Origin of the sequence: Sulfuricaulis sp. (genome assembly GCF_041499725.1) — a bacterium.
In the GTDB taxonomy this organism is placed as follows: domain Bacteria; phylum Pseudomonadota; class Gammaproteobacteria; order Acidiferrobacterales; family Sulfurifustaceae; genus Sulfuricaulis.
Genome location: NZ_JBGQKW010000003.1, coordinates 39,043 through 60,195 on the forward strand (window position 1 = coordinate 39,043; position 21,153 = coordinate 60,195).

Annotated in this window: 16 protein-coding genes and 1 pseudogene; 15 read left to right on the forward strand and 2 right to left on the reverse strand. The window is 59.4% G+C overall.

Features of this window, described 5'->3' with window-relative positions:
• Positions 1 to 172: 172 nt before the first annotated feature.
• On the reverse strand, positions 173 to 1,366 hold the full coding sequence (locus ACC569_RS01245) for an AI-2E family transporter (protein WP_372521671.1): 1,194 nt from the start codon (positions 1,364 to 1,366) through the stop codon (positions 173 to 175).
• Between the two features lie 294 nt (positions 1,367 to 1,660).
• Between ACC569_RS01245 and ACC569_RS01250 the strand changes: the two genes are divergently transcribed.
• Entirely contained in the window at positions 1,661 to 2,494 is an 834-nt protein-coding gene (locus ACC569_RS01250) for an ice-binding family protein (RefSeq protein WP_372521672.1), read from the forward strand.
• Between the two features lie 420 nt (positions 2,495 to 2,914).
• Here ACC569_RS01250 and ACC569_RS01255 read toward each other — a convergent pair.
• A pseudogene (locus ACC569_RS01255) lies at positions 2,915 to 3,190 on the reverse strand (transcriptional regulator); the annotation flags it as partial.
• A 139-nt stretch (positions 3,191 to 3,329) separates the two neighbouring features.
• Between ACC569_RS01255 and ACC569_RS01260 the strand changes: the two are divergent.
• The 14 genes from ACC569_RS01260 to ACC569_RS01325 all read left to right on the forward strand — a co-directional run bounded on the left by ACC569_RS01260 (position 3,330) and on the right by ACC569_RS01325 (position 21,101).
• The gene (locus ACC569_RS01260; RefSeq protein ID WP_372521673.1) at positions 3,330 to 4,199 is read left to right on the forward strand and encodes an ice-binding family protein; all 870 of its coding nucleotides are present in this window, start codon (positions 3,330 to 3,332) and stop codon (positions 4,197 to 4,199) included.
• A gap of 85 nt (positions 4,200 to 4,284) precedes the next feature.
• Positions 4,285 to 4,929: a VPLPA-CTERM sorting domain-containing protein gene (locus tag ACC569_RS01265; protein WP_372521674.1), complete on the forward strand. Its 645-nt coding sequence runs from the start codon at positions 4,285 to 4,287 to the stop codon at positions 4,927 to 4,929.
• A 644-nt stretch (positions 4,930 to 5,573) separates the two neighbouring features.
• Positions 5,574 to 5,735: a hypothetical protein gene (locus ACC569_RS01270; protein WP_372521675.1), complete on the forward strand. Its 162-nt coding sequence runs from the start codon at positions 5,574 to 5,576 to the stop codon at positions 5,733 to 5,735.
• 217 nt (positions 5,736 to 5,952) lie between these two features.
• Entirely contained in the window at positions 5,953 to 7,302 is a 1,350-nt protein-coding gene (gene miaB / locus ACC569_RS01275; RefSeq protein ID WP_372521676.1) for a tRNA (N6-isopentenyl adenosine(37)-C2)-methylthiotransferase MiaB, read from the forward strand.
• A 191-nt stretch (positions 7,303 to 7,493) separates the two neighbouring features.
• Positions 7,494 to 8,489, forward strand: coding sequence for a PhoH family protein (locus ACC569_RS01280; RefSeq protein WP_372521677.1), 996 nt, complete (start codon positions 7,494 to 7,496; stop codon positions 8,487 to 8,489).
• Positions 8,486 to 8,941 carry an rRNA maturation RNase YbeY gene (gene ybeY, locus ACC569_RS01285; protein ID WP_372521678.1) on the forward strand — a complete coding sequence of 152 codons (456 nt, stop codon included), beginning with the start codon at positions 8,486 to 8,488 and terminating at the stop codon, positions 8,939 to 8,941. Before ACC569_RS01280 ends, ybeY begins: the two co-directional genes overlap by 4 nt.
• The gene (locus ACC569_RS01290; protein WP_372521679.1) at positions 8,938 to 9,831 is read left to right on the forward strand and encodes an HlyC/CorC family transporter; all 894 of its coding nucleotides are present in this window, start codon (positions 8,938 to 8,940) and stop codon (positions 9,829 to 9,831) included. Before ybeY ends, ACC569_RS01290 begins: the two co-directional genes overlap by 4 nt.
• A complete protein-coding gene (gene lnt, locus ACC569_RS01295; protein WP_372521680.1) occupies positions 9,800 to 11,347 on the forward strand; it encodes an apolipoprotein N-acyltransferase in 1,548 nt (515 codons plus the stop codon). Before ACC569_RS01290 ends, lnt begins: the two co-directional genes overlap by 32 nt.
• A gap of 93 nt (positions 11,348 to 11,440) precedes the next feature.
• A complete protein-coding gene (locus ACC569_RS01300; protein WP_372521681.1) occupies positions 11,441 to 14,086 on the forward strand; it encodes an EAL domain-containing protein in 2,646 nt (881 codons plus the stop codon).
• A gap of 159 nt (positions 14,087 to 14,245) precedes the next feature.
• A complete protein-coding gene (locus tag ACC569_RS01305) occupies positions 14,246 to 14,761 on the forward strand; it encodes an OmpH family outer membrane protein (RefSeq protein WP_372521682.1) in 516 nt (171 codons plus the stop codon).
• 787 nt (positions 14,762 to 15,548) lie between these two features.
• The gene (gene leuS, locus ACC569_RS01310; RefSeq protein ID WP_372521683.1) at positions 15,549 to 18,209 is read left to right on the forward strand and encodes a leucine--tRNA ligase; all 2,661 of its coding nucleotides are present in this window, start codon (positions 15,549 to 15,551) and stop codon (positions 18,207 to 18,209) included.
• A gap of 77 nt (positions 18,210 to 18,286) precedes the next feature.
• Complete coding sequence (gene lptE, locus ACC569_RS01315; protein WP_372521684.1) at positions 18,287 to 18,778, forward strand: LPS assembly lipoprotein LptE; 492 nt, start codon at positions 18,287 to 18,289, stop codon at positions 18,776 to 18,778.
• Positions 18,762 to 19,787, forward strand: a complete 1,026-nt coding sequence (holA, locus tag ACC569_RS01320) for a DNA polymerase III subunit delta (protein ID WP_372521685.1) — start codon at positions 18,762 to 18,764, stop codon at positions 19,785 to 19,787. The genes lptE and holA overlap by 17 nt, the downstream gene beginning before the upstream one ends.
• A 27-nt stretch (positions 19,788 to 19,814) precedes the next feature.
• Positions 19,815 to 21,101 carry a glutamate-5-semialdehyde dehydrogenase gene (locus ACC569_RS01325; RefSeq protein WP_372521686.1) on the forward strand — a complete coding sequence of 429 codons (1,287 nt, stop codon included), beginning with the start codon at positions 19,815 to 19,817 and terminating at the stop codon, positions 21,099 to 21,101.
• Positions 21,102 to 21,153 lie beyond the last annotated feature (52 nt).

Here is a 21,153-nt window from a genome sequence, read left to right on the forward strand (position 1 = left end):
GTTAACACCTAAACCGAACGGGCGCTACGCTTCAGTGCGATAACGAACAAAAATGAATTATTTTATAGCCGGGAGTAGTTTGGAAAACCGAGAGCGTTAAGGTTTAACTTTACCGTCGCGCCGATCATTGAGGCGCATTGCATGCAGACCTTCGCTTGTTTCGTCGCCAGAATCAGCGACCCAGCAGTTCGCCGACCGGCTTGAGCGATTTGACGCGATCACAAACCACCTTGGCGATGGTGACCAGCGGCGCACTGAGCAGCAGGCCCCATACACCCCACAACCAGCCGAAGAACAGCAAGGCGATAAACAACACCGCGGCGTTCATGTGCGCGAAGTGGCTCTGCAGCCAGGTCATGAACATCACCCCGACCACGCCCGCCACCAGAAGTGATGCAAACGCGACGGCGAGCGCATGGAGCGGCGACCCAAATTGCATAAAAGCGGCTACGCCGCTGGCGAGTGCGATCAACGCCGGGCCCAGGTAAGGCATAAAGTGCAGCACGCCGGCGGCGACACCCCATGCGCCGGCCTGCTCCATTCCCAGCGCTTGGAACGCGAACCAGGTACAAACGCCAATCAAGGTGTTCGACACGAGCGTGACGAGCAAGTAGCGCTGAATCTGCACGTCGATCTCTTCGAGGATGTGCACGGTCTCTTTCTGGTGCGACGGCCCGACGAACTGCACCAGCTTGCGCCGGAAGTGTTGGCCCGAGGCGAGCAGGAAATAGGTGAGCAGCAACACGATCGGTGCTTGAGCGGCAACCTCGATCAGCAGCGCTGACTGCGCGAGCGCGTAATCGCGCAGCCAGGCGGTAGGCTCGGGCTCGCGAGCCGCGACCACGCGCGCCCCCGGTTTCAGGCCCGCGTCGGCGGCAGCTCCTTGAAGCTCGTTGGCGGCTTTTTGCATGTTTTGCAGCGCCGTCGGGTTACCATCGCGCGCGGCGCTCAAGTTCTGCCGCAGCTTGAGGGCGGCCTCGGGAAGCTTCTCGATCATCGTTGTGGCTTCGTCGCGCAACGAAAAGGCGATCCAGGACAAGCTGCCGACGAGCACGACGAGAACCAGCGCCGCCGCCACAGGCCGCGGTACGTGAACCGCCTTCAGCCAGTCCACCACCGGGCGCAGCATGTAGCTGGCGAGGATTCCGATCAGTAACGGCACAAAGAAGGCGCGCGCGAGATACAGCGCCGCAACGAGCGCGATAACCGCAAGTACAACGATCGCCGTGCCTGTGCGCGAGATGCGGCCCGCGTGCGCCGCGACCGATACAGGATCGGCGACTACGACGGACGATACATCCACGACTTCGGAGTCAGCTTCGCTAAGTGGCGAGATCACGGTATGTGCGACGTTCTTGAGAAACAAGGAAGGTTATAGTGAAGACTTATCGCTGTATGTGCGATAGCGCACACCGTCACATAGGGCATGTAGGACAATGGCTGTGAAGATAGTTAAAGCTGGAACCTGCCTAAAAGTTCGCGAGATAAAATCTATAATGTTTGCCAGCGCACAGTGCACCGAGGGCGAAAGGAGGATAAGAGGTTTAGCGATGGATTCACGGCCCGTTGACCCGATTTTTGTCAAAGCCAATTAAACTGAGAATCCACTTATCCGATTACATCGATGCCAATTCCGGTATCGAATAAGCAGGAGTAGAACATGAACAAATTCGAAACATATTCGAAACCACGGAGTTGGTTGCTGGTGTTGGCACTGGCGGGTTTGGTAGCCGGATGCGGTGGCGGTGGAAATGGCGGGTCTGGCTCAAGCGCAACCGAAGGACCAGCGGGGGCAGTCAGTACGGCAGCGGGCAGCGTGTCCCTTGGGACAGCCGGCCAATATACGATTCTGGCAAAAGCGGGCGCCTCAACCGTTCCAAACTCCGTAGTGACTGGGAATGTTGGATTGAGTCCAATCGCCAGGGTTGGCTTAACGGGATGGTCAGAAACAGCGGCGGCCGATAACTCAGATCTCTATTCGACATCCGCTCAAGTGGCCGCACCCGGAAAATTATATGCAGCCGACTATGCGGAACCTACTCCTACTAATCTCGGTACGGCCGTACTCAATATGGAAGCCGCGTACACCGACGCCGCTGGACGGACAGCTACATCTGCTGCGACGACCAACCTGGGTGCCGGAACGCTTACCAGTCAAACCCTCACCGCTGGCGTCTACGAATGGGGGAGCGCTGTTACCATACCAACGGATCTCACTTTCAGTGGCAACGCAACAGATGTCTGGATTCTCAAGGTGGCGGGAACGCTCGACATGGCTGCTGCAAAGAACGTTATTCTAAGCGGTGGCGCACTGCCACAGAATATCTTCTGGCAGGTCTCCGGTGCCGTGACCATGGGAGCGGGCACGCACTTTGAGGGAATTATACTGGGCAAGACAGGGATCACTTTTGGGAACCTCGCGTCGATTAATGGCAGGCTGCTGGCGCAGACTGCGGTTGTTCTTGATGCGACTACTGTTACTGTGCCCCAGTAATCCATGAAGCATTGGTTGTGAAAGCAGGACATGAAGGCCGTCGTGAGACGGCCTTTTTTTGTGAGTTGTATAGAGAGATAGGTATAGCAGTGATATGAGCGGATTTGAGGGAAAATTTATCGCGGCAGGTGACCAACGCGGCCGGTTTTTCTTGGACTCGGTCGCCAAGGCGATGGCCTGATCTCGCCGCCGCAGTGCGTGCAGGTCATCGGGAAGATCTCGAAGATGCGCGCGAGCAGCGCGGCCTGCAGGTAGCAGGCCGGATGCGGGAATGGGTCAAGCGCGGCAGGGGTGGGACTCGGGCACTACGGTCTCGGTCTCAAGCGGCCAGTCCCGCCCGGAATGTGACCGCTTCACGCCAGGGTGAGTTGGGCGCCAGCAGCAGCCGGTCACGGATGGACGTGCCGATGTTTCGAACGCTCATGCCAAAATTTCCAGATACGGGCGCATCACGTTGGCCACGCGGCAGACCTTGGCATAACGCCAGATGTCGTCACTGGTAATGCGCTTCACGCTCCAGACCTCGCGCAGCGCCTGCAGGGTCACATCGAGGCTGATCTTGTTGCGGTACTTGAAACAGTCGGCGACGGTCTTGGCGACGCCGGTCACACGGACGGTCACGCCATCCACAATGTGCTCCTCGACGTTCTCGGTGAGCGACGCGCAGGAGAAACGCGCGATGCACAGCGGCGGATAGGCTTCCCTAAAAAAATTTTCTTTGCATGCGCTAGCGCACGGAGCGTTGTGGACGGAAGTGGGATAGTGCAACCGGTGTGACAAATTGCTTCGGTCGATTGCACCGATGTTTTTCTGGATCAGATAGAGGAGAAGCAACATGAAGCGTAACGAAAGTATAACAACAGGAGTACATGCGATGAATACAAAGATGAATACAAAAAGGTTGTCGATGCTGACATTAGCAGTGCTCGGCACATTGTACGGTCCCTCCCAAGTATGGGCCGCATCGATACTAGGTACGGCGGATAACTTTGCGGTCCTGGCTGGCTCGACGGTGACCAGCTCCGGCGCTTCCATCGTTTCTGGAAGTCTCGGCGTCAGCCCAGGTAGCTCGGTGACCGGCTTTCCTCCAGGGATCGTGAACGGAGGAACGATACACACCGCTGATGCGATCGCGGCTCAGGCAGAGAGCGATGTCACCACGGCGTACAATTTCTTAACAACCCGGCCGTTTACACAGGACTTGACTGGTCAGGATCTGGGCGGAAAAACGCTTAAACCAGGCGTATATCATTTTGATTCATCGGCAGGGCTGACCGGAAACCTCAAGCTCAACGCCCAGGGCAAATCCGATGCACTCTTCGTGTTTCAGATCGGGAGCACGCTCACGACGGCGAGCAGCTCGACCGTTACTCTGCTGAATCCTGGTTCCAATGAAGGCGTGTTTTGGCAGGTCGGCAGCTCCGCGACGCTCGGTGATAGCTCAGCGTTCCAGGGAAATATTCTCGCACTCACGAGCATCAGCATGGACCCCTTCGCCAACATTAGTTGCGGTAGAGCCTTAGCGCGAAATGGTGCAGTGACGATGGCGAATGCCAACAAGGTCTCCTCAACGGGTGTGGCCAACTGTGGCAGCGGCTTAAACGGCAGCACTTCACCCTCAGCCGTTCCCGTGCCCGCGGCGGTGTGGCTGTTCGGCTCCGGATTACTCGGCCTGGTCGGCGTCTCGCGGCGCAGGAAAGCGTAAAGCAGTTTTCGTAAGGCGGGTTAGCCGCGAAGCGGCGTAACTCGCCGAGCGATGAGGCGGCGTATTTTTTTGTCGGAGGAGATTTATGAATCACTATATAAGGACTGCTGGGCGTTTCCTGCAATATGGTATTTTTGTCAGCGTGCTGATCCTTGCCGCGGCGCCCGCGCGCGCCGCGAGCGTTTCATTTTTCCTGGATCAGTCCAATAAATTGCCCGACGGCGTCAACTACCTGTCGGTATCCTTGATGGATAACGATACCGGTGGCGTGAATATTCTCGTCAAGACGCTCGATCCGCTCAACCGCATCGCGGGCGATCGCTTCGGCATTCAGAAATTCGGCTTCGGTCTGAGCAATGGCGACTTCGAAGAGATCACCGATCTGCCCGACGGTTGGAAGGTCAAACACGACAAGCGCATGGATGGCTTCGGCCGCTTCGACTTCCAGTTGCAAGGCAAGGGCTGGGCGCGTACGGATGAACTGAGCTTCAAGGTCTCGGGTGTGAGCCTCGGTAACTTCGACCCGCTTTTCTTCGCGGCGCACGTGGCGAGCTTCGAATGGCGCAACATCGGTGACGAGAGGCACAGCCTGTGTAGCGGCAAGGACTGCCTGACCAGCGCCTATTTCACCAGCTCCATGTCTACCACGCCCGTGCCCATTCCCGCCGCCGTGTGGCTGTTCGGTTCCGGCTTGATTGGTTTGGTGGCTGTCGCAAGGAGAAAGGCGTAACGCCTGGCTGGCGTCTGTTGGGATATGCCGTGCTGTTGGTCGAGAATCTCATTAGCACCCCGGTTCTTGCCTCGTCTTTTACGTGGTATGGCAAAGAATATGAGAGCCTAATAAAAAGGCCGTCGCGAGACGGTCTTTTTTTGTGTGTCCGTCCACACACGGGTTCCATACGCTAGTTCACAGACTTTCTCTGGCACAATTACTAATCTGCTGGGTTGGCGGAAACCTACCAAAAGGAAGACGCCATGTTGGTGCATTGCGTTGAAGGGAGCACAATAACCAATTGACCCGATGGCACTTTATTCGGTTCGTGTATCGACGGGCTCAGTACGAACCGAATAAATCAGGGTTCCCCTATTTTGCAGGGCGCCCGAGGACATATATTAGGGAAGTCTAATGGAGTTTATTTTCGCGCCTTCTGTCGGCTCAGATGACGCGCCTGCTCCTCAACCGCCGTTTAAGACACTGACTCCTAAGGCATTCACCAATCATCTCCACTCATCTCCATCGAACCGCCACGCGTCGGTCGCGGCTTGTGGTTTAGGCACCCCTGGCTAAGACTCTATCCAAGGGACGATCTGTGGGCAGAAAGGAATGACGGGCTAGCGCCCCTCCCGCAGACTTAATCCTGAGGAGGAAGTGTTATGTTAAAACTTGGTTTCTGGATTGGTACCCCGTCGATAATCACTTACCTGGCGTCGACGAATTCACAACTCCTGGAAAATATCTTCTATATCTTTGCTTTGTCGATTGCGGCGTTGGTGGTGGCGATCCTGTCGCAGATCAGCGAAAAGTCCAGGCCCTAAGTAGGGTTATCGGTAATCCTCTGAACGCGGGTGGCTTGCGCCCCCGCGTTTTTTATTGCCGGCTGGAGCCGATCTCAAAAAAAACTGATTACGTGGTTCTGGTGCCCCAATGCAAGTGCCGTAACCGGTATTCCGTCCGACATTTTCGAGATCGGTTCTGGTAATTTTGCCCCCCGGACGGTAGATTAAGTGCCGTTCCCGTAGCCCTTCCCGGTACATGTCCCGCAAGCTGCATATCAAAACCTTCGGCTGTCAGATGAATGAGTACGACTCCGCGCGCATGGCGGACGCACTCGCGGCCAGCCACGGACTGGAAACCACGGACGACCCGGCCCAGGCCGACGTATTGCTCCTTAATACCTGCTCCATCCGCGAGAAAGCGCAGGAGAAGGTGTTCTCGCAACTGGGCCTGTGGCGCGAGCTGAAGGCCGCGCGTCCCGGCCTGGTCATTGGCGTCGGCGGCTGTGTCGCCAGCCAGGAAGGCGCGGCGATCATACGGCGCGCGCCTTACGTGGACATGGTATTCGGCCCGCAGACCCTGCACCGCCTGCCGCAGATGCTGGACAGCGTCTTGGCCAACCACAAACCGGCGGTGGATATTACGTTCCCCGAGATCGAGAAATTCGACCGCCTGCCGGAACCTCGGGTGGACGGCGTGCGGGCGCTGGTCTCGATCATGGAAGGCTGCAGCAAGTATTGCAGCTTCTGTGTCGTGCCCTACACGCGCGGCGAGGAATTCAGCCGGCCGTTCGATGACGTGATCGCGGAAGTGGCGCATGTGGCCGGGCACGGCGTGCGCGAGGTCATCCTGCTAGGGCAGAACGTCAATGCCTATCGCGGGGCCATGCATACCGGCGAATTCGCCGATCTGGCGCTGTTCATCCGCTATATCGCCGAGATTGACGGCATCGGACGTATACGCTTCACTACCTCGCACCCGCAGGTGTTCAACGAACGGTTGATTGGCGCTTATGCCGAGGTGCCGAAACTCGCCGGTCATCTGCATCTCCCGGTGCAGAGCGGCAGCGACCGCATTCTCGCGCTGATGAAGCGCGGTCATACCGTGCTCGAGTACAAGTCAAAGATCCGCAAGCTGCGCGAGGTGCGTCCGGACATCAGCGTGACGACGGATTTCATCGTCGGTTTCCCGGGCGAGACCGAAACGGATTTTGCCGCGAGCATGAGTCTCATGGAGGAGGTAGGTTTCGACACCTCGTTCAGTTTTCTCTACAGCCCGCGTCCCGGCACGCCGGCGGCGGAACTGACCGACGACACGCCGCGTGAAGTCAGGGAAGCGCGGCTGGCCCGGCTGCAGAGCCGCAATATCGAAATGGCCGCGGCCATCAGCCGGCGCATGGTGGGCACGACGCAGCGAATTCTCGTCGAGGGCCCGGCGCGCAAGTCACCGCGGCAACTGTGCGGGCGTACGGAGAACAACCGGGTGGTCAACTTCGATGCCAGTGACACCGGGCTGATCGGCCGGTTCGTGGATGTGGAAATCACCGAAGCGATGACCAATTCCCTGCGCGGACAGCTGCTTAACGAGCTTTTCTCGCGCCGCGCTTGATTTGTTCATCGGTTTTGCGTCTTAATTAAGGAATCTCTAAGTAATGTTCTTAACCGCCAAGGACGCCAAGTTTTTCTCTTTGATGTTCAATACTCTTTTCTCTTTGCGTTCTTGGCGTCCTTGGCGGTTCAAATTAAATAATTCAGAACTTCCTTAATAACATTAACTTCTTCCAGGATGGCAACACGCGTTTGAAACCGAAACCCAGCCACATCGAATTCAGCCTTACTCCCGCGGACAATCGCCGGCTCGCCAGCCTGTGCGGTAGCCACGACGAGCACATCAAGCAGATCGAAGAATACATGGGCGTCGAGATCGCCAATCGCGGCAATGTCTTTCGCGTGACCGGTGCGCCGGAGGAAAGCAGCGCCGCGTCGCAACTGCTGAAAGATCTCTATGACGTCACCAAGAGTGACGAGGTCCTGACGCTGGCCGGCGTGCATGTCATGCTGCAGAAATTCGCGCTGCGTGGCCCGGAGGAAGAAGAGGATCGCGAAACCACGCTGCGCACGCCCAAGCGCATCGTCCGCGGACGCGGTCCGCGCCAGCGTCAGTACATCCGTCACATCCTGACCCACGACATCAATTTCGGCATCGGCCCGGCCGGCACCGGCAAGACCTACCTGGCCGTGGCCTGCGCTGTCGAGGCGCTCGAGACCAGCCGCGTGCAACGGATTCTGCTGGTGCGGCCGGTGGTGGAGGCCGGCGAACGCCTGGGATTCCTGCCCGGCGACCTCGAGCAGAAGATCGATCCTTATCTGCGCCCGTTGTATGACGCGTTGCACGAAATGCTGGGCTTCGAGAAGGTGGCGCGCCTGCTGGAGAAAAATATTATTGAACTCGCGCCGCTCGCTTACATGCGCGGCCGCACGCTCAACGAATCCTTCATCATTCTGGACGAGGCGCAGAATACCACCGCGGAGCAGATGAAAATGTTCCTCACGCGCATCGGCTTCGGCACCACCGCGGTGATTACCGGCGATATCACCCAGATCGATTTGCGCCGCACCCAGCTGTCCGGCCTCAAAGAGGCGATGGAAATCCTGCGTAATGTCGAAGGCATTACCTTCACGCATTTCACTCCGCAGGACGTCGTGCGCCACGCGCTGGTGCAGAAGATTGTCGAGGCCTACGAAACGCACGAGAACGCGGCCGAGAAATTACGCAGCAAGAAAAACGAAGCATGAAACTGCGATTGAGCGTGCAGTACGGTGTGGCGCGCGCCGGACTGCCCGCGGATTCCGCCCTGCGCCGCTGGGCGCATGTCGCCCTGAAGGGTCTGCGACGCCGGCGCGTGGCGCTCGGGTTGCGCATCGTGGGAGACGCGGAATCGGCGTCGCTCAATGGTCGATTCCGGCGCAAGTCTAATCCGACCAATGTCCTGTCGTTTCCTTTCGAGGCGCCGCCCGGCACACGCAGCGACATCCTCGGCGATCTGGTTATCTGCGCGCCGGTGGTGCGGCGCGAGGCGCACGCACAACGTAAACCCGTGAATGCCCATTGGGCGCACATGGTGGTTCACGGTATACTGCACCTGCGCGGTTACGATCACCGGAAGCGGCAGGACGCCGCGGTGATGGAAAAAATGGAAATCCGCCTGCTCAAGGAACTGGGTTACGCCAACCCCTATATTCAATGAACGATAAAAACGAAGACAAGACGGGCGCCACCGGCGATACGGCGGCCGCGCCGCGCTCGCTGCTGGACCGATTGAGTCATGCGCTGCTCGGCGAGCCGGCCACGCGCGACGACCTGATCGATGTCCTGCGCGATTCCGCCAAGCGCGATCTGCTCGATCGCGATTCGCTCGACATGATCGAAGGCGTGCTCCAGGTCGCCGAGATGAAGGTCCGGGACATCATGGTGCCGCGTTCGCAGATGGACGTCGTGGACAAGAACAGCCCGCCCGAGGGCTACCTGCCGATGTTGATCGAGTCCGGCCACTCGCGCTTCCCCATGGTGGACGGGGACAAGGACAAGGTGGTCGGCATTCTGCTCGCCAAGGACCTTTTACGTTATCTGTTTCTTGACAAGAAAAAACGCGCCCAATTCAATGTCCACGACATGCTGCGGCCGGCGGTGTTCGTGCCGGAAAGCAAGCGCCTGAACGTGCTATTGCGCGAGTTTCGCACCAGCCGTAACCACATGGCGATAGTCGTGGACGAATACGGCGGGGTGGCGGGACTGGTGACCATCGAGGATGTGCTGGAGCAGATCGTGGGTGAGATCGCGGACGAGTACGACATCGAAGACGACGTCATGATCATGCCGCGCGACGGCGGCGAATACGTGGTCAAGGCGCTGGTGACGCTGGCCGATTTCAATACGCGTCTCAGCAGTCAGCTCGCGCACGAGGAAATCGATACCGTAGGCGGTCTGGTCATGAGCCGTCTCGGACATGTCCCGCGGCGCGGCGAGAAAATTGACATCGATACCTGGCGTTTCGAGGTGCTGCGCGCCGACAGCCGCCGCGTTTATCTCCTGAAAGTGACTCCGGTTGAACAAGCAGACCGGCAAAAAGCCAAGTAGCAGGCCTTTCCGTTTTCCACCGGCCGCGGCCGACGCGGCGGCGTTGGCCGCCGGTCTGTTGCTCCCGCTCGCGTTCGCGCCGTTCGATCTGTTCCCGCTCGCCGTGCTGTCACCCGCTTTGCTGTTTGTGTTGTGGTCGGACGCTTCTCCGGGACGCGCGGCCTTCCGCGGTTTCCTGTACGGAGCGGGCATGTTCGGCCTCGGCGTGTCGTGGGTCTATGTCAGCATGCACCATTATGGCAACATGCCCGCGCCGCTCGCCGGTCTGGCGGTGCTGTTGTTCGTCACCGGACTCGCGCTTTATCCGGCCTTGTGCGGCTGGTTACAGGCGCGTTTTTTTTTGGCGCGTGGCGCCTGGCATGCGATGGTGTTGTTACCCGCGCTCTGGGTGCTGTTCGAATGGATTCGCGGCTGGTTTCTTACCGGCTTTCCCTGGCTCAATCTGGGTTACAGTCAGGTGATCAGTCCGCTCGCCGGTTATGCGCCGTGGCTGGGTGTGTATGGCGTGAGTTTTTTCTGTGCGCTGAGCGCCGGCTTGCTCGCTTGGGGCACACACACGTCGGAAAAATTTCTCAAATTCGTCCTGCCGTTGTTCGCCGCCGTCTGGATCGGCGGTTGGCTTGCCGGGAAAGTCGAATGGGTGCAACCGGCCGGCAAGCCTTTGCAAGTCACGCTCATTCAGGGGAACGTGCCGCTCGACAGCAAGTGGCGCCCGGATAGCCGGGCCGCCATCATGAGCCGCTACGCGGCGCTGAGCGCCGCGGCCCCGAAATCGGATCTGATCATCTGGCCGGAGTCGGCGGTCCCGGCGTATCTGGATGAAATCGATTCGGGCTATCTCGAAGGCCTGCGCCGGGTCAGTCACGCGGCGCGCGTGGATTTTCTGCTCGGTGTGGTGGAACGCGACAAGGACAAACATCATTACTACAACAGCGTGGTGAGTATCAGCCCGCAACCGGGCATTTATCGTAAGCAGCATCTCGTGCCCTTCGGCGAATACCCGCCTCTGGAGCCGCTGTTTTCCTGGCTGATGCGGAACCTCCAGATACCCATGTCGGATTTCAGCTCCGGTGCGCCGAATCAGCCGCCATTGTTCGCCGCCGGCCAGAAGATCGGCGTGTCGGTCTGTTACGAAGATGCCTTTGGCGAAGAAGTGATCCGCACTTTGCCGTCCGCGACCCTGCTGGTGAACGTGAGTGAAGACGCCTGGTTCGGCGATTCGCTGGCGCCGCACCAGCGCATTCAGATGGCGCGCATGCGCGCGCTCGAAACCGGCCGTCCCTTGCTGCGCGCCGCCAATACCGGGCCGTCCGTGGCGATCGATCATCATGGCGATGTCATGGCGCGCTCGCCGCAGTTTCAGATCCATGCGCTGACGGCATCGGTGCAGCCCATGCAGGGGGCAACCCCCTATGTGCGGCTCGGGAACTGGCCCATTGTGTTGTGGGTGTTTCTCATGGCGGCCGCCGCCGCGATGGCAACCCGTGCCCAGAAAAGACCGGCCAAAATGCCCTGATCTTAATGGCCTATTGACCAGCACCCGCGAGCGGGCACGGTTCTTGCTGACCTTCTTGACTGACCTATTATAAGGTAACAAGGCAGCACCAGCATGAAAACGGTTGCCGGAGCGGACATGGCCATCACAGGACAGGAACTGTATTCAGCCAAGCCGAATATTTGGCGGAATCTCACTGGGCCGTTACTGGCCGCGAGCGTCGTGGCGTTCATCGAGATTCTGTTGCGGGTCGGATTCAAGATTCCCAACCCGCCGGCCATTCTCCTGCTCGTCGTGGCGTTCTCCGCGTTCTACGGCGGAATGGCATCCGGCATGGCGAGCGCCGCGATGGCATGGTTGTATTTCGCGTATTTCTTTTCCATCCCCGGTCAGCCTTTCCATTATGCCGGCGAGAATTTTTCGCGCGTCGCGATGTGGGCGGTGACGACACCGGCGATGGCGCTGATGATCGGCTTTCTGAAGAGCCGCGCCATGCATGTATCCAACCTGACGGCCGTCAACGCGACCCTGAAAGCGCAGATGATCGAGCGCCAGCGCGCCGAAGACGAGGTGCGCCTGTTTCAGAGCATGACGGTGGCGGTCGGCGAGGCGGACGATCTGTACTCCGCGCTCGAAGTGGTGTTGCGCAAGGTATGCGAATCCACCGGCTGGCTCGTGGGACAGGCGTGGATGCTGGGCGAGACCGGCCGCATCGAATGCGTGCCGGCATGGCATACGAGCGCCTCGGGACTGGAGCCTTTCAGAAAGGCGAGCCTCGACATGACGTTTGCGCCTGGCAGCGGACTTCCCGGACGGGTTTGGACATCAAAAAAACCGGTGTGGGTGCGTGATGTGAAGCAGGAAGGAAATTTCCCGCGCGCCCAGGCGGCGTCTCAGGCCTGCTTGCTGGCGGCGTTGGGTATTCCGGTGATGGCGGGTAACGACGTGATCGCGGTGCTGGAGTTTTTCGTGCGCGAGGCGCGCAATGAAGACAAGCATCTCACCGGCATCGTCTCCAGTATTGCGGCCCAGCTGGGTTCAATGATCGAACATAAGCGCGCGCAAGAAGCATTGCGACGCAGCGAGAACCAGCTGCGTGCCATCGTCGATGCGGAGCCGGAATGCGTCAAGATCGTCGCCGCGGACGGCACGCTGTTGCAAATGAACGCGGCGGGACTGGCCATGATCGAGGCCAGCCGGCCCGAGCAGGTGATCGGCAAGTCTATATTCGGTCTGCTGCTGCCGGAGTACCGTGAACCTTTCCGCGCCTTTATCGAAAATGTCCTGCGTGGCAACAAGGGTAAAATGGAATTCGAGATGATCGGATTCAAGGGCAAGCATCGGTGGATGGAAACACACTCCGTCGCCATGCCCAATGACCGGGGCGGGCCTCCGGTCATGCTGAGCATCACGCGCGATATCACCGAACTTAAACACAGCGAAGGGCGTCTGAAACAGCTCGCCCATTTCGACAGCCTCACGAACCTTCCCAACCGCGTGCAGTTCATCGAGCGCCTGGAGCAGACCATGGCCGACGCTGACCGCAATGAGCGGCTGGTGGGTGTTGCCTTCCTCGATCTGGACCGCTTCAAGTACATCAATGACAGTCTTGGCCATGGAAAAGGGGATCTTCTCCTCCGGGAAGTCGCCATACGCCTGAGTGGCGCGATACGCCGTGGCGACACCGTCGCGCGTCTGAGCGGCGATGAATTTGCGCTGGTGCTGGCCGACATGGGGCACGTGGATGACGCCGTCCGTGTCGCCCAGAAAATCCTCGATGTGTTCCGGCAGCCGTTTCTCGTCGCCGGACATGAACTTTTCGTGACGGCGAGCATGGGGATTACCCTGTATCCCTTCGACGATAGGGGCGCTCAGGATCTGCTGCGCAACGCCGATGTGGCCATGTACCGCGCCAAGGAATCCGGCAAGAACAACTTCCAGTTTTACGTCGCGGAAATGACCGCCAGGGCCACCGAGCGGTTGTCGCTCGAAACCGACCTGCGGTCCGCGCTCGACCGGGGCGAGTTATCCCTGCACTATCAGCCGATCGCCGAAGGTAAATCAGGGCGCATCGTCGGCATGGAGGCATTGCTGCGCTGGAAGCATCCCGTGCGCGGGATGATTTCACCGGCACAGTTCATCCCGCTCGCCGAGGAAACTGGCTTCATCATCCCCATCGGCGAATGGGTGTTGCGTACCGCCTGTTTGCAGTGCCGCGCCTGGCAAAAACTGGGTTTCCCATCGCTCCACGTGGCGGTCAATCTTTCGTCCCGGCAATTTCACCAGCGTGACCTGCCGGCATCCATCTATCATATTCTGCAGGAGACTGGCCTCAACCCCCTTTATCTGGATCTGGAAATTACCGAAGGCCTCGTCATGCAGCAGGCGGAGTCTTCCATCAATACCCTGCGCGAGCTCAAGGCCATGGATATGCGGATATCGATTGACGATTTCGGCACCGGTTATTCCAGTCTGAGCTATCTCAAGCGGTTCCCGATCGACGTGCTGAAAATCGACCAGTCGTTCGTGCGCGACATCCCCGGCGATGCCGACGATGCTGCGATCGCGAGCACCATCATTACCATGGCCCACAGTCTCGGGCTCAAGGTGGTCGCCGAAGGCGTGGAGACCAAGGAGCAGCTGAACTTCATGTGTGAGCACGGTTGCGACGCGATGCAAGGCTACTTCCTCAGCAAACCGCTGCCGGCGGATCAGTTTGAAAGCTTTCTCAAAAGCGGAGCACGCCTGACCATAGGCTGAATCCCGTTCTCCGTTCCCCACCTGACAGTACTTGTCGTTAGCTCCCGGCCAAAAGGATTTTTCATTCTCATGCGGCTGGCTGCACGCATCGTCATGGAATGATATGATGCGGCCCGCCCCGTGAACCGTGGGTCAGACAATCATCCCAAGGAAAGAGCAATGAAAAAGTTCGCTTATTTTACCCTGCTAATCATGTTTTTTGCCGGTGTTGTCTCCGCCGCGGAAAAACCGGCCGTCGGTTATGTAAACCTCCATAAGGTGCTTCTTGAAAGCAAGGTTGGCAAGCGCAACAAGGCCGACCTCGACAAGCTGATTAAGGAAAAGGAAAGCGCGCTTGCCGGCGAGGAAAGCAAGCTTCAGGCGATGCAGCAGGTGTTCCAGAAGGAACAGCTGCTGTTGACCGACGCGCAGAAACTGGAAAAGCAGAAAGCGTTCCAGGAAAAGGCCGATGCCTACCAGAAGATGGTCGGCGAGGCCAAGCAGGCCGTCAGCAAGAAGGACAACGAGTACGCCAGTAAATCGGTCGCGGATATCAAGGCTGTCGTTGCCGATGTCGCCAAGGAAATGAAGCTCCATCTCGTGCTCGATGCCTCCGAGGGAAGTGTGCTCTATGCCGAGGAGGGGATGGATTTGACGCAGAAGGTGATTGAGAAATACGACGCGAAGGCCAAGTAAATTTTATTTCTTCTCCCCTTGAGGGGGAGTTGCCGTCATCCCCGCGAAGGCGGGGATCCAGGTTTTGAATGATCAAAAGCCGCCGAAAGGCGGCTTTTGTTTTTAAAGGCTACTTGTGGGTGGCTGACCCACGGCAGGTGACTTTCTCTTGCTTGTCCAAGAGAAAGTCACCAAAGAGAAGGACACCCCGGATGGCGCAAAGACTCCCTCGCCTCCGCGGCTTTGGGTCCCGGCGCTGTCCCAACGAGGCATCCTGCCTCGTGGGCCCGTCGCGCACATCCCTGTGCGCGACCCCTTCGGGGCGCTCGCCCAAAGCCTTGCGGTGCTCGGGTGCACCATACGGGGTTAAAAAAATACGGTGCCACCTGCTGGTGTTTTCAAATCCCCGTAGCGCGCGCCGAGTACCGCAGCCCCACCGGGAGTATTCAAGCGAGCCCGTGTTTGAGCCCGAGGCGCGTATTTTGCGCCCGGCGAGTTGGCGAGCGCCCGGTGGGGCGAGGGTGAGGCGGAGTAGTCATGGAAGTCCGGTGGACTTCCATGCCGCCGAACGGGTGCGCCGTGATTCGGCGCACTCCGGGTACGAAGGAGAAGTCGCGCGCTCCGGGGCGTGCTATCTTTTGGTTCCTTTTCTTTGCACGAGCAAAGAAAAGGAACCTGCCGTGGGTCAGCCACCCACAAGTAGTTTTTGAGATCGCGCGCAAGGCGCGCGAGACCATCGAAAAGACGAAACCCCCGAATTACGGTATCCTTCAGCCTTCCCAGCATTCAGCCGAAGCGTGAAGATTCAATGGACGAGCAATACCTTCCCGAAAAAGTAGAAAAAGACGCCCAGGAATACTGGGACAAGCACCAGACGTTCAAGGCCGTGGAAGACCCGCAGCGGGAGAAATTCTACTGCCTGTCGATGTTCCCGTACCCCTCCGGCAAGCTGCACATGGGTCACGTGCGCAACTATACCATCGGTGACGTACTCACGCGCTTCATGCGCATGCAGGGGCGCAATGTCCTGCAGCCGATGGGCTGGGATGCCTTTGGACTCCCGGCCGAGAACGCCGCGATCGCGAACAACGTGCCGCCGGCGAAATGGACCTACGACAACATTGCGTACATGAAGCAGCAGCTGAAGTCGCTTGGCTTCGCGATCGACTGGAGCCGGGAACTGGCCACCTGTCGCCCGGATTACTATCGATGGAACCAGTGGCTGTTCCTGCGCATGCTGGAGAAGGGCATCGCCTACAAGAAAACCGGCGTCGTCAACTGGGACCCGGTGGATCAGACCGTGCTTGCCAACGAGCAGGTGATCGACGGCCGCGGCTGGCGCACCGGCGCCGTGGTCGAGAAGCGCGAGATCCCGATGTACTACCTCGCGATCACGAAATACGCCGACGAATTGCTGGCCGATCTGGAAAAACTCCCCGAGTGGCCGGAGCGCGTACGCACCATGCAGGCCAACTGGATTGGCAAGAGCGTGGGCGTGCGCTTCGCCTTTACGTACCGGATCGATGGCAAGGAAGAAAGGCTCTGGGTGTTCACCACGCGCGCCGACACGATCATGGGCGTGACTTTCTGTGCCGTCGCGGCCGAGCATCCGCTCGCGACATACGCTGCAAAAAATAATCCTACGCTTGCCGCCTTCATCGACGAATGCAAGCGCGGGACGGTGATGGAGGCCGATCTCGCCACCATCGAAAAGAAGGGTATGCCCACCGGCGTCAATGTGACCCATCCGCTCACCGGCGAGCCGGTATCGGTATGGGTCGGCAACTACGTGCTCATGGGCTACGGCGATGGCGCGGTGATGGCGGTGCCGGCGCACGACGAGCGCGATTTCGAATTTGCCAATAAGTATGGTTTGCCAATTAAACAGGTGCTTGAAAATACGGTCGTTTATAGTCCCGAGCTAAAGAATAAATTTCCACGATCCGAGTACCCGGACCGATACTTTGACGATAAGAAGTGGAAAGAGTGGTACGCATCAAAATCTCCCGACGAAGTGCTCTTATGTAACTCCGGTAAGTACGATGGCCTAAATCACGCCGAAGCTGTGAATGCCATCGCCGCGGACCTCAAGGCCAAGGGCCTCGGCGACAAGCAGGTGATGTGGCGCCTGCGCGACTGGGGCATTTCGCGCCAGCGTTACTGGGGTTGCCCGATACCTATTATTCATTGCGACCGCTGCGGCGACGTCCCGGTGCCCGACAAGGACCTGCCGGTAGTGTTGCCGGAGGACTGTGTGCCCGACGGCAGCGGCAACCCGCTCAACAAGCGCGCGGATTTTATAAACTGTTCCTGCCCCCAGTGCGGCCAGCCGGCGCGGCGCGAGACCGACACCATGGACACCTTCGTGGACTCGTCCTGGTATTACGCGCGCTACTGCTGCGCGGACAACGGGGCCGCGATGGTGGACGCACGCGTGAAATACTGGATGCCGGTGGACCAGTACATCGGCGGCATCGAGCACGCGATCCTGCACCTGCTGTACTCACGTTTCTGGTGGAAGGTGATGCGTGACACCGGACTGGTGCAGGGCGACGAGCCGTTCGCGCGCCTGCTGACTCAGGGCATGGTGCTGAATGAAATCTTCTTCCGCAAGCCCGCCAGCGGACGCGTGGTTTACTACAACCCGGCCGACGTCGAGTTGAAGTTCGATGACAAGGGTGTCCGCACCGGCGCGGTACTGAAGAGCGACGGCCAGCCGGTCGAGTCAAGCGGCATCGGCACCATGTCGAAGTCGAAAAATAACGGCGTGGATCCGCAGTCGCTGATCGATCAGTACGGCGCGGACACCGCGCGCCTGTTCATCATGTTCGCCGCGCCGCCGGAGATGTCGCTCGAATGGTCAGACGAAGGTGTGGCCGGCGCGAACCGCTTCCTGCGCCGTCTCTGGAAACTGGTCGCCGAACACGTGAGCGCTGGTCTTCCAGCCAGGGCCGATTTTTCCAATCTTCCGCCGGCCCTGCGCGACTTGCGGCGGCAGTCGCACCAGACGCTCGCCAAGGTAACCGATGACATCAGCCGGCGGCGCACGTTCAATACGGTCGTGGCCTCGGTCATGGAGTTGTCAAACGCGTTGTCCAGGCACGGTGACACGTCGGAGCTGGCGCAGGCGGTGTGCCACGAGGCGCTCGAATTCATCACGCTTGCACTCGCGCCGATCGTGCCGCACATTACCCATGCGTTGTGGATGGCGTTGGGGCACCGCGAGGCGGTGGTGGACGCACGCTGGCCGCAGGCGGACCCCGCGGCGTTGAAACAGGACAGCCTCGAAATCGTGGTGCAGGTGAACGGCAAGCTGCGCGGACGGGTCGCGGTTCCCGTGGACGCGAAGGAAGACAAGGTGCGCGAGATCGCGCTGGCGGACGAGGGTGTGGCGCGCCATGTCGGCGGCAAGGTGGTGAAAAAGGTGATCGTGGTGCCGGGCAAACTTGTGAACATTGTGGTGGCATAAAAGTGGCAAGTAGCGTGTGTAACGCAGCAAGTAATAGAAGCAGGAGTGCTTTTCTCTTGCTACTTGCCACTTGCAACTTGTTACTGGTTTCTTGTGGTTTTCATCTGCGCGGAACCGGCAAGGTCGAGTTCCCGCCCATGCTTTCCACGCTGCGGGTCATGGTGGAGAACAATCAGCAACAGAACGACCCGCTGCTCGTGGCGATGAAAAACGCCCTGCGTACGCAGACGGACGTGCAGATCGAGGATACCGGCGATGCACCGCTGCTGGTCCTTTATGGCGAACGTTCCGACAGTCAGTTGTTGTCCGTGAGCTCCACCGGCAAGGCGGATGAATACCTGCTGAAGTATGAAGTGAGTTTCCGGCTGACCGGCAAGGATGGCAAGGCGCTGGCGGAATCCCAGACGGTCAGGGTGCAGCGCGATCTTACCTTCGACCGCCTGAATGTGCTCGCCAAGGAAAGGGAAGAGCAGGAACTGCGGCGCGAGATGCAGCGCGACGCGGCACAGCAAATCCTGCGGCGCTTGTCGCGCATCGCGCCAATGGACAGTCATGCAGATCAGCGCTGATCAGCTGCTGAGCCACCTCAAGCGCGGACTCGCGCCGATTTATTTTGTGTACGGCGAAGAACATCTGCTCGTGGAAGAATGCACCCGCGCGATCCGCGACGCGGCACATGCCGCCGGTTACCTCGAGCGTCAGGTGCTGACGGTGGAAAGCGGTTTTGACTGGAACGGGCTTTTCAACTCCACCCAATCGTTGTCGCTCTTCTCCGAACGCAGGCTGATAGAGTTGCGACTGCCCACCGGAAAACCGGGCGAACCCGGGGCCAAGGTTCTCATGGAGATCGCGGCGCGGCCGCCCGCCGATACCGTGTTTGTCGTGAGCGGCGGCAAGCTCGACAAGCAGACGCGCGAAACCAAATGGGTCAAGGCGCTGGAGAGCGCCGGCGCGGTCATCGCCGTTTATCCGCCGGAGGCGGCGCAATGGCCGACGTGGATACGCCGGCGCATGGAGATGCAAGGCCTCCGGCCCGGCCCGGGCGTGGTGGATCTGTTGGCGCACCTGATGGAGGGAAATCTGCTCGCTTGCGCGCAGGAAATCGACAAACTGGCCATGTTGTTTGGCGCGGCCGAAGTGGGTCTGGATGACATCGAAGGGAATCTCAGCGACAATGCCCGTTACAATGTTTTTGCGTTGGCCGACGCTAGCCTGCGCGGCGAGCCGGTAGCGGTTGCGCGGATTCTCGACAGCCTGCGCGGCGAAGGTGTTGAACCGATCCTGATTCTGTGGGCACTGGCGCGCGAGGCGCGTGAACTTTCGCAGATGGCGGCGATGGTGGCGGCCGGACAGTCGGTGATGCGGGTGCTCGATACGCGCCGGGTATGGGCCAAGCGCAAGCCGCTGATGAGCGCCGCGCTCAAGCGCCTGTCGCCCGAGGCCGCGCAGGATCTGCTGCGCCGCGCCGCGCGGACCGATCGTATCTTGAAAGGCCGCGGCGCGGGTGACGTATGGCAGGAATTGCAGTGCCTGGCGCTGGGTATGAGCGGGCTGAAGCCAAGCACCTGCACGATTTGATTCTTAAGTGACGATGAATAGCGACGCATGAAGACGGCATCCCAACAGGCAAGCGGCACGGATATCAAGCGCTACATGCGCGAGGTCGGGCAGCGCGCGCGCGTTGCCGCGCGCGCCATGTCGCGCGCCGAAACCGCGGCGAAAGACAGCGCCTTGACGGCGATGGCGGCTGAAATCGAGCGCCAGACCGATGCATTGATCGCAGCGAACAAAAAAGACCTTGAGGCGGGCAAGGCCCAGGGGCTCGATTCCGCCATGCTCGACCGGCTCGAGCTCAATGCCGCGCGCATCAAGTCCATGGCCGAAGGCCTGCGCCAGATCGGATTGCTTCCCGATCCGGTCGGCGAGATCACCGATTTGAATTACCGTCCTTCCGGCATCCAGGTCGGACGCATGCGCGTGCCGCTCGGCGTGATCGGCATCATCTATGAATCGCGTCCGAACGTGACCGCCGACGCGGCAGGCCTGTGTCTCAAATCCGGGAACGCTTCGATTTTGCGGGGTGGCAGCGAGGCGATTCATTCGAACCGGGCCATTGCGGTCTGTATCCAGACTGGCCTCAAGCAGGCCGGTCTACCCGAGGACGCCGTGCAGGTGGTCGAGACCGCCGATCGCGCCGCGGTGGGCGAACTGATCCGCCTGAAGGAATACGTGGACGTCATCATACCGCGCGGCGGAAAGAGCCTCATTGAACGCATCAGCACCGAGGCCACGATTCCCGTCATCAAGCATTTGCACGGCGTGTGTCATGTGTATATCGACGACACGGCCGACATGGATAAGGCGGTGAAGGTGGCATTCAACGCCAAGACCCAGCGCTACGGCACGTGCAATACCATGGAGACACTGCTGGTCGCGCGCGGCGTGGCCGGCCAAGTCCTGCCGGTGCTTGGCAAGATGTACCATGAGAAAGGCGTTGAGCTGCGTGGCTGCGAGGCCACGCGCAAAATTCTCTCCGGTATCAAAACCGCCACCGAAGAAGATTGGTACACGGAGTATCTAGCTCCGATCCTGTCGATCCGCGTGGTCGAGAATGTGGACGAGGCCATCGATCACATCGCACGCTATGGCTCCGCGCATACCGACGCCATCGTGACCGAGGACATCACCCACGCGCGCCGGTTCCTGCGCGAGGTGGATTCCAGTTCCGTGATGGTCAACGCCTCGACGCGTTTTGCCGACGGCTTTGAATATGGCCTCGGCGCCGAGATCGGCATCTCCACCGACAAGCTGCACGCGCGCGGACCGGTTGGACTTGAAGGACTGACATCGGTGAAATTCGTCGTGCTCGGGGATGGGCATGTCCGCAAATAACCGCGGAATCTCGGATTGCAGATTTCGAAATTTCTGGTACCTAATCTGAAAT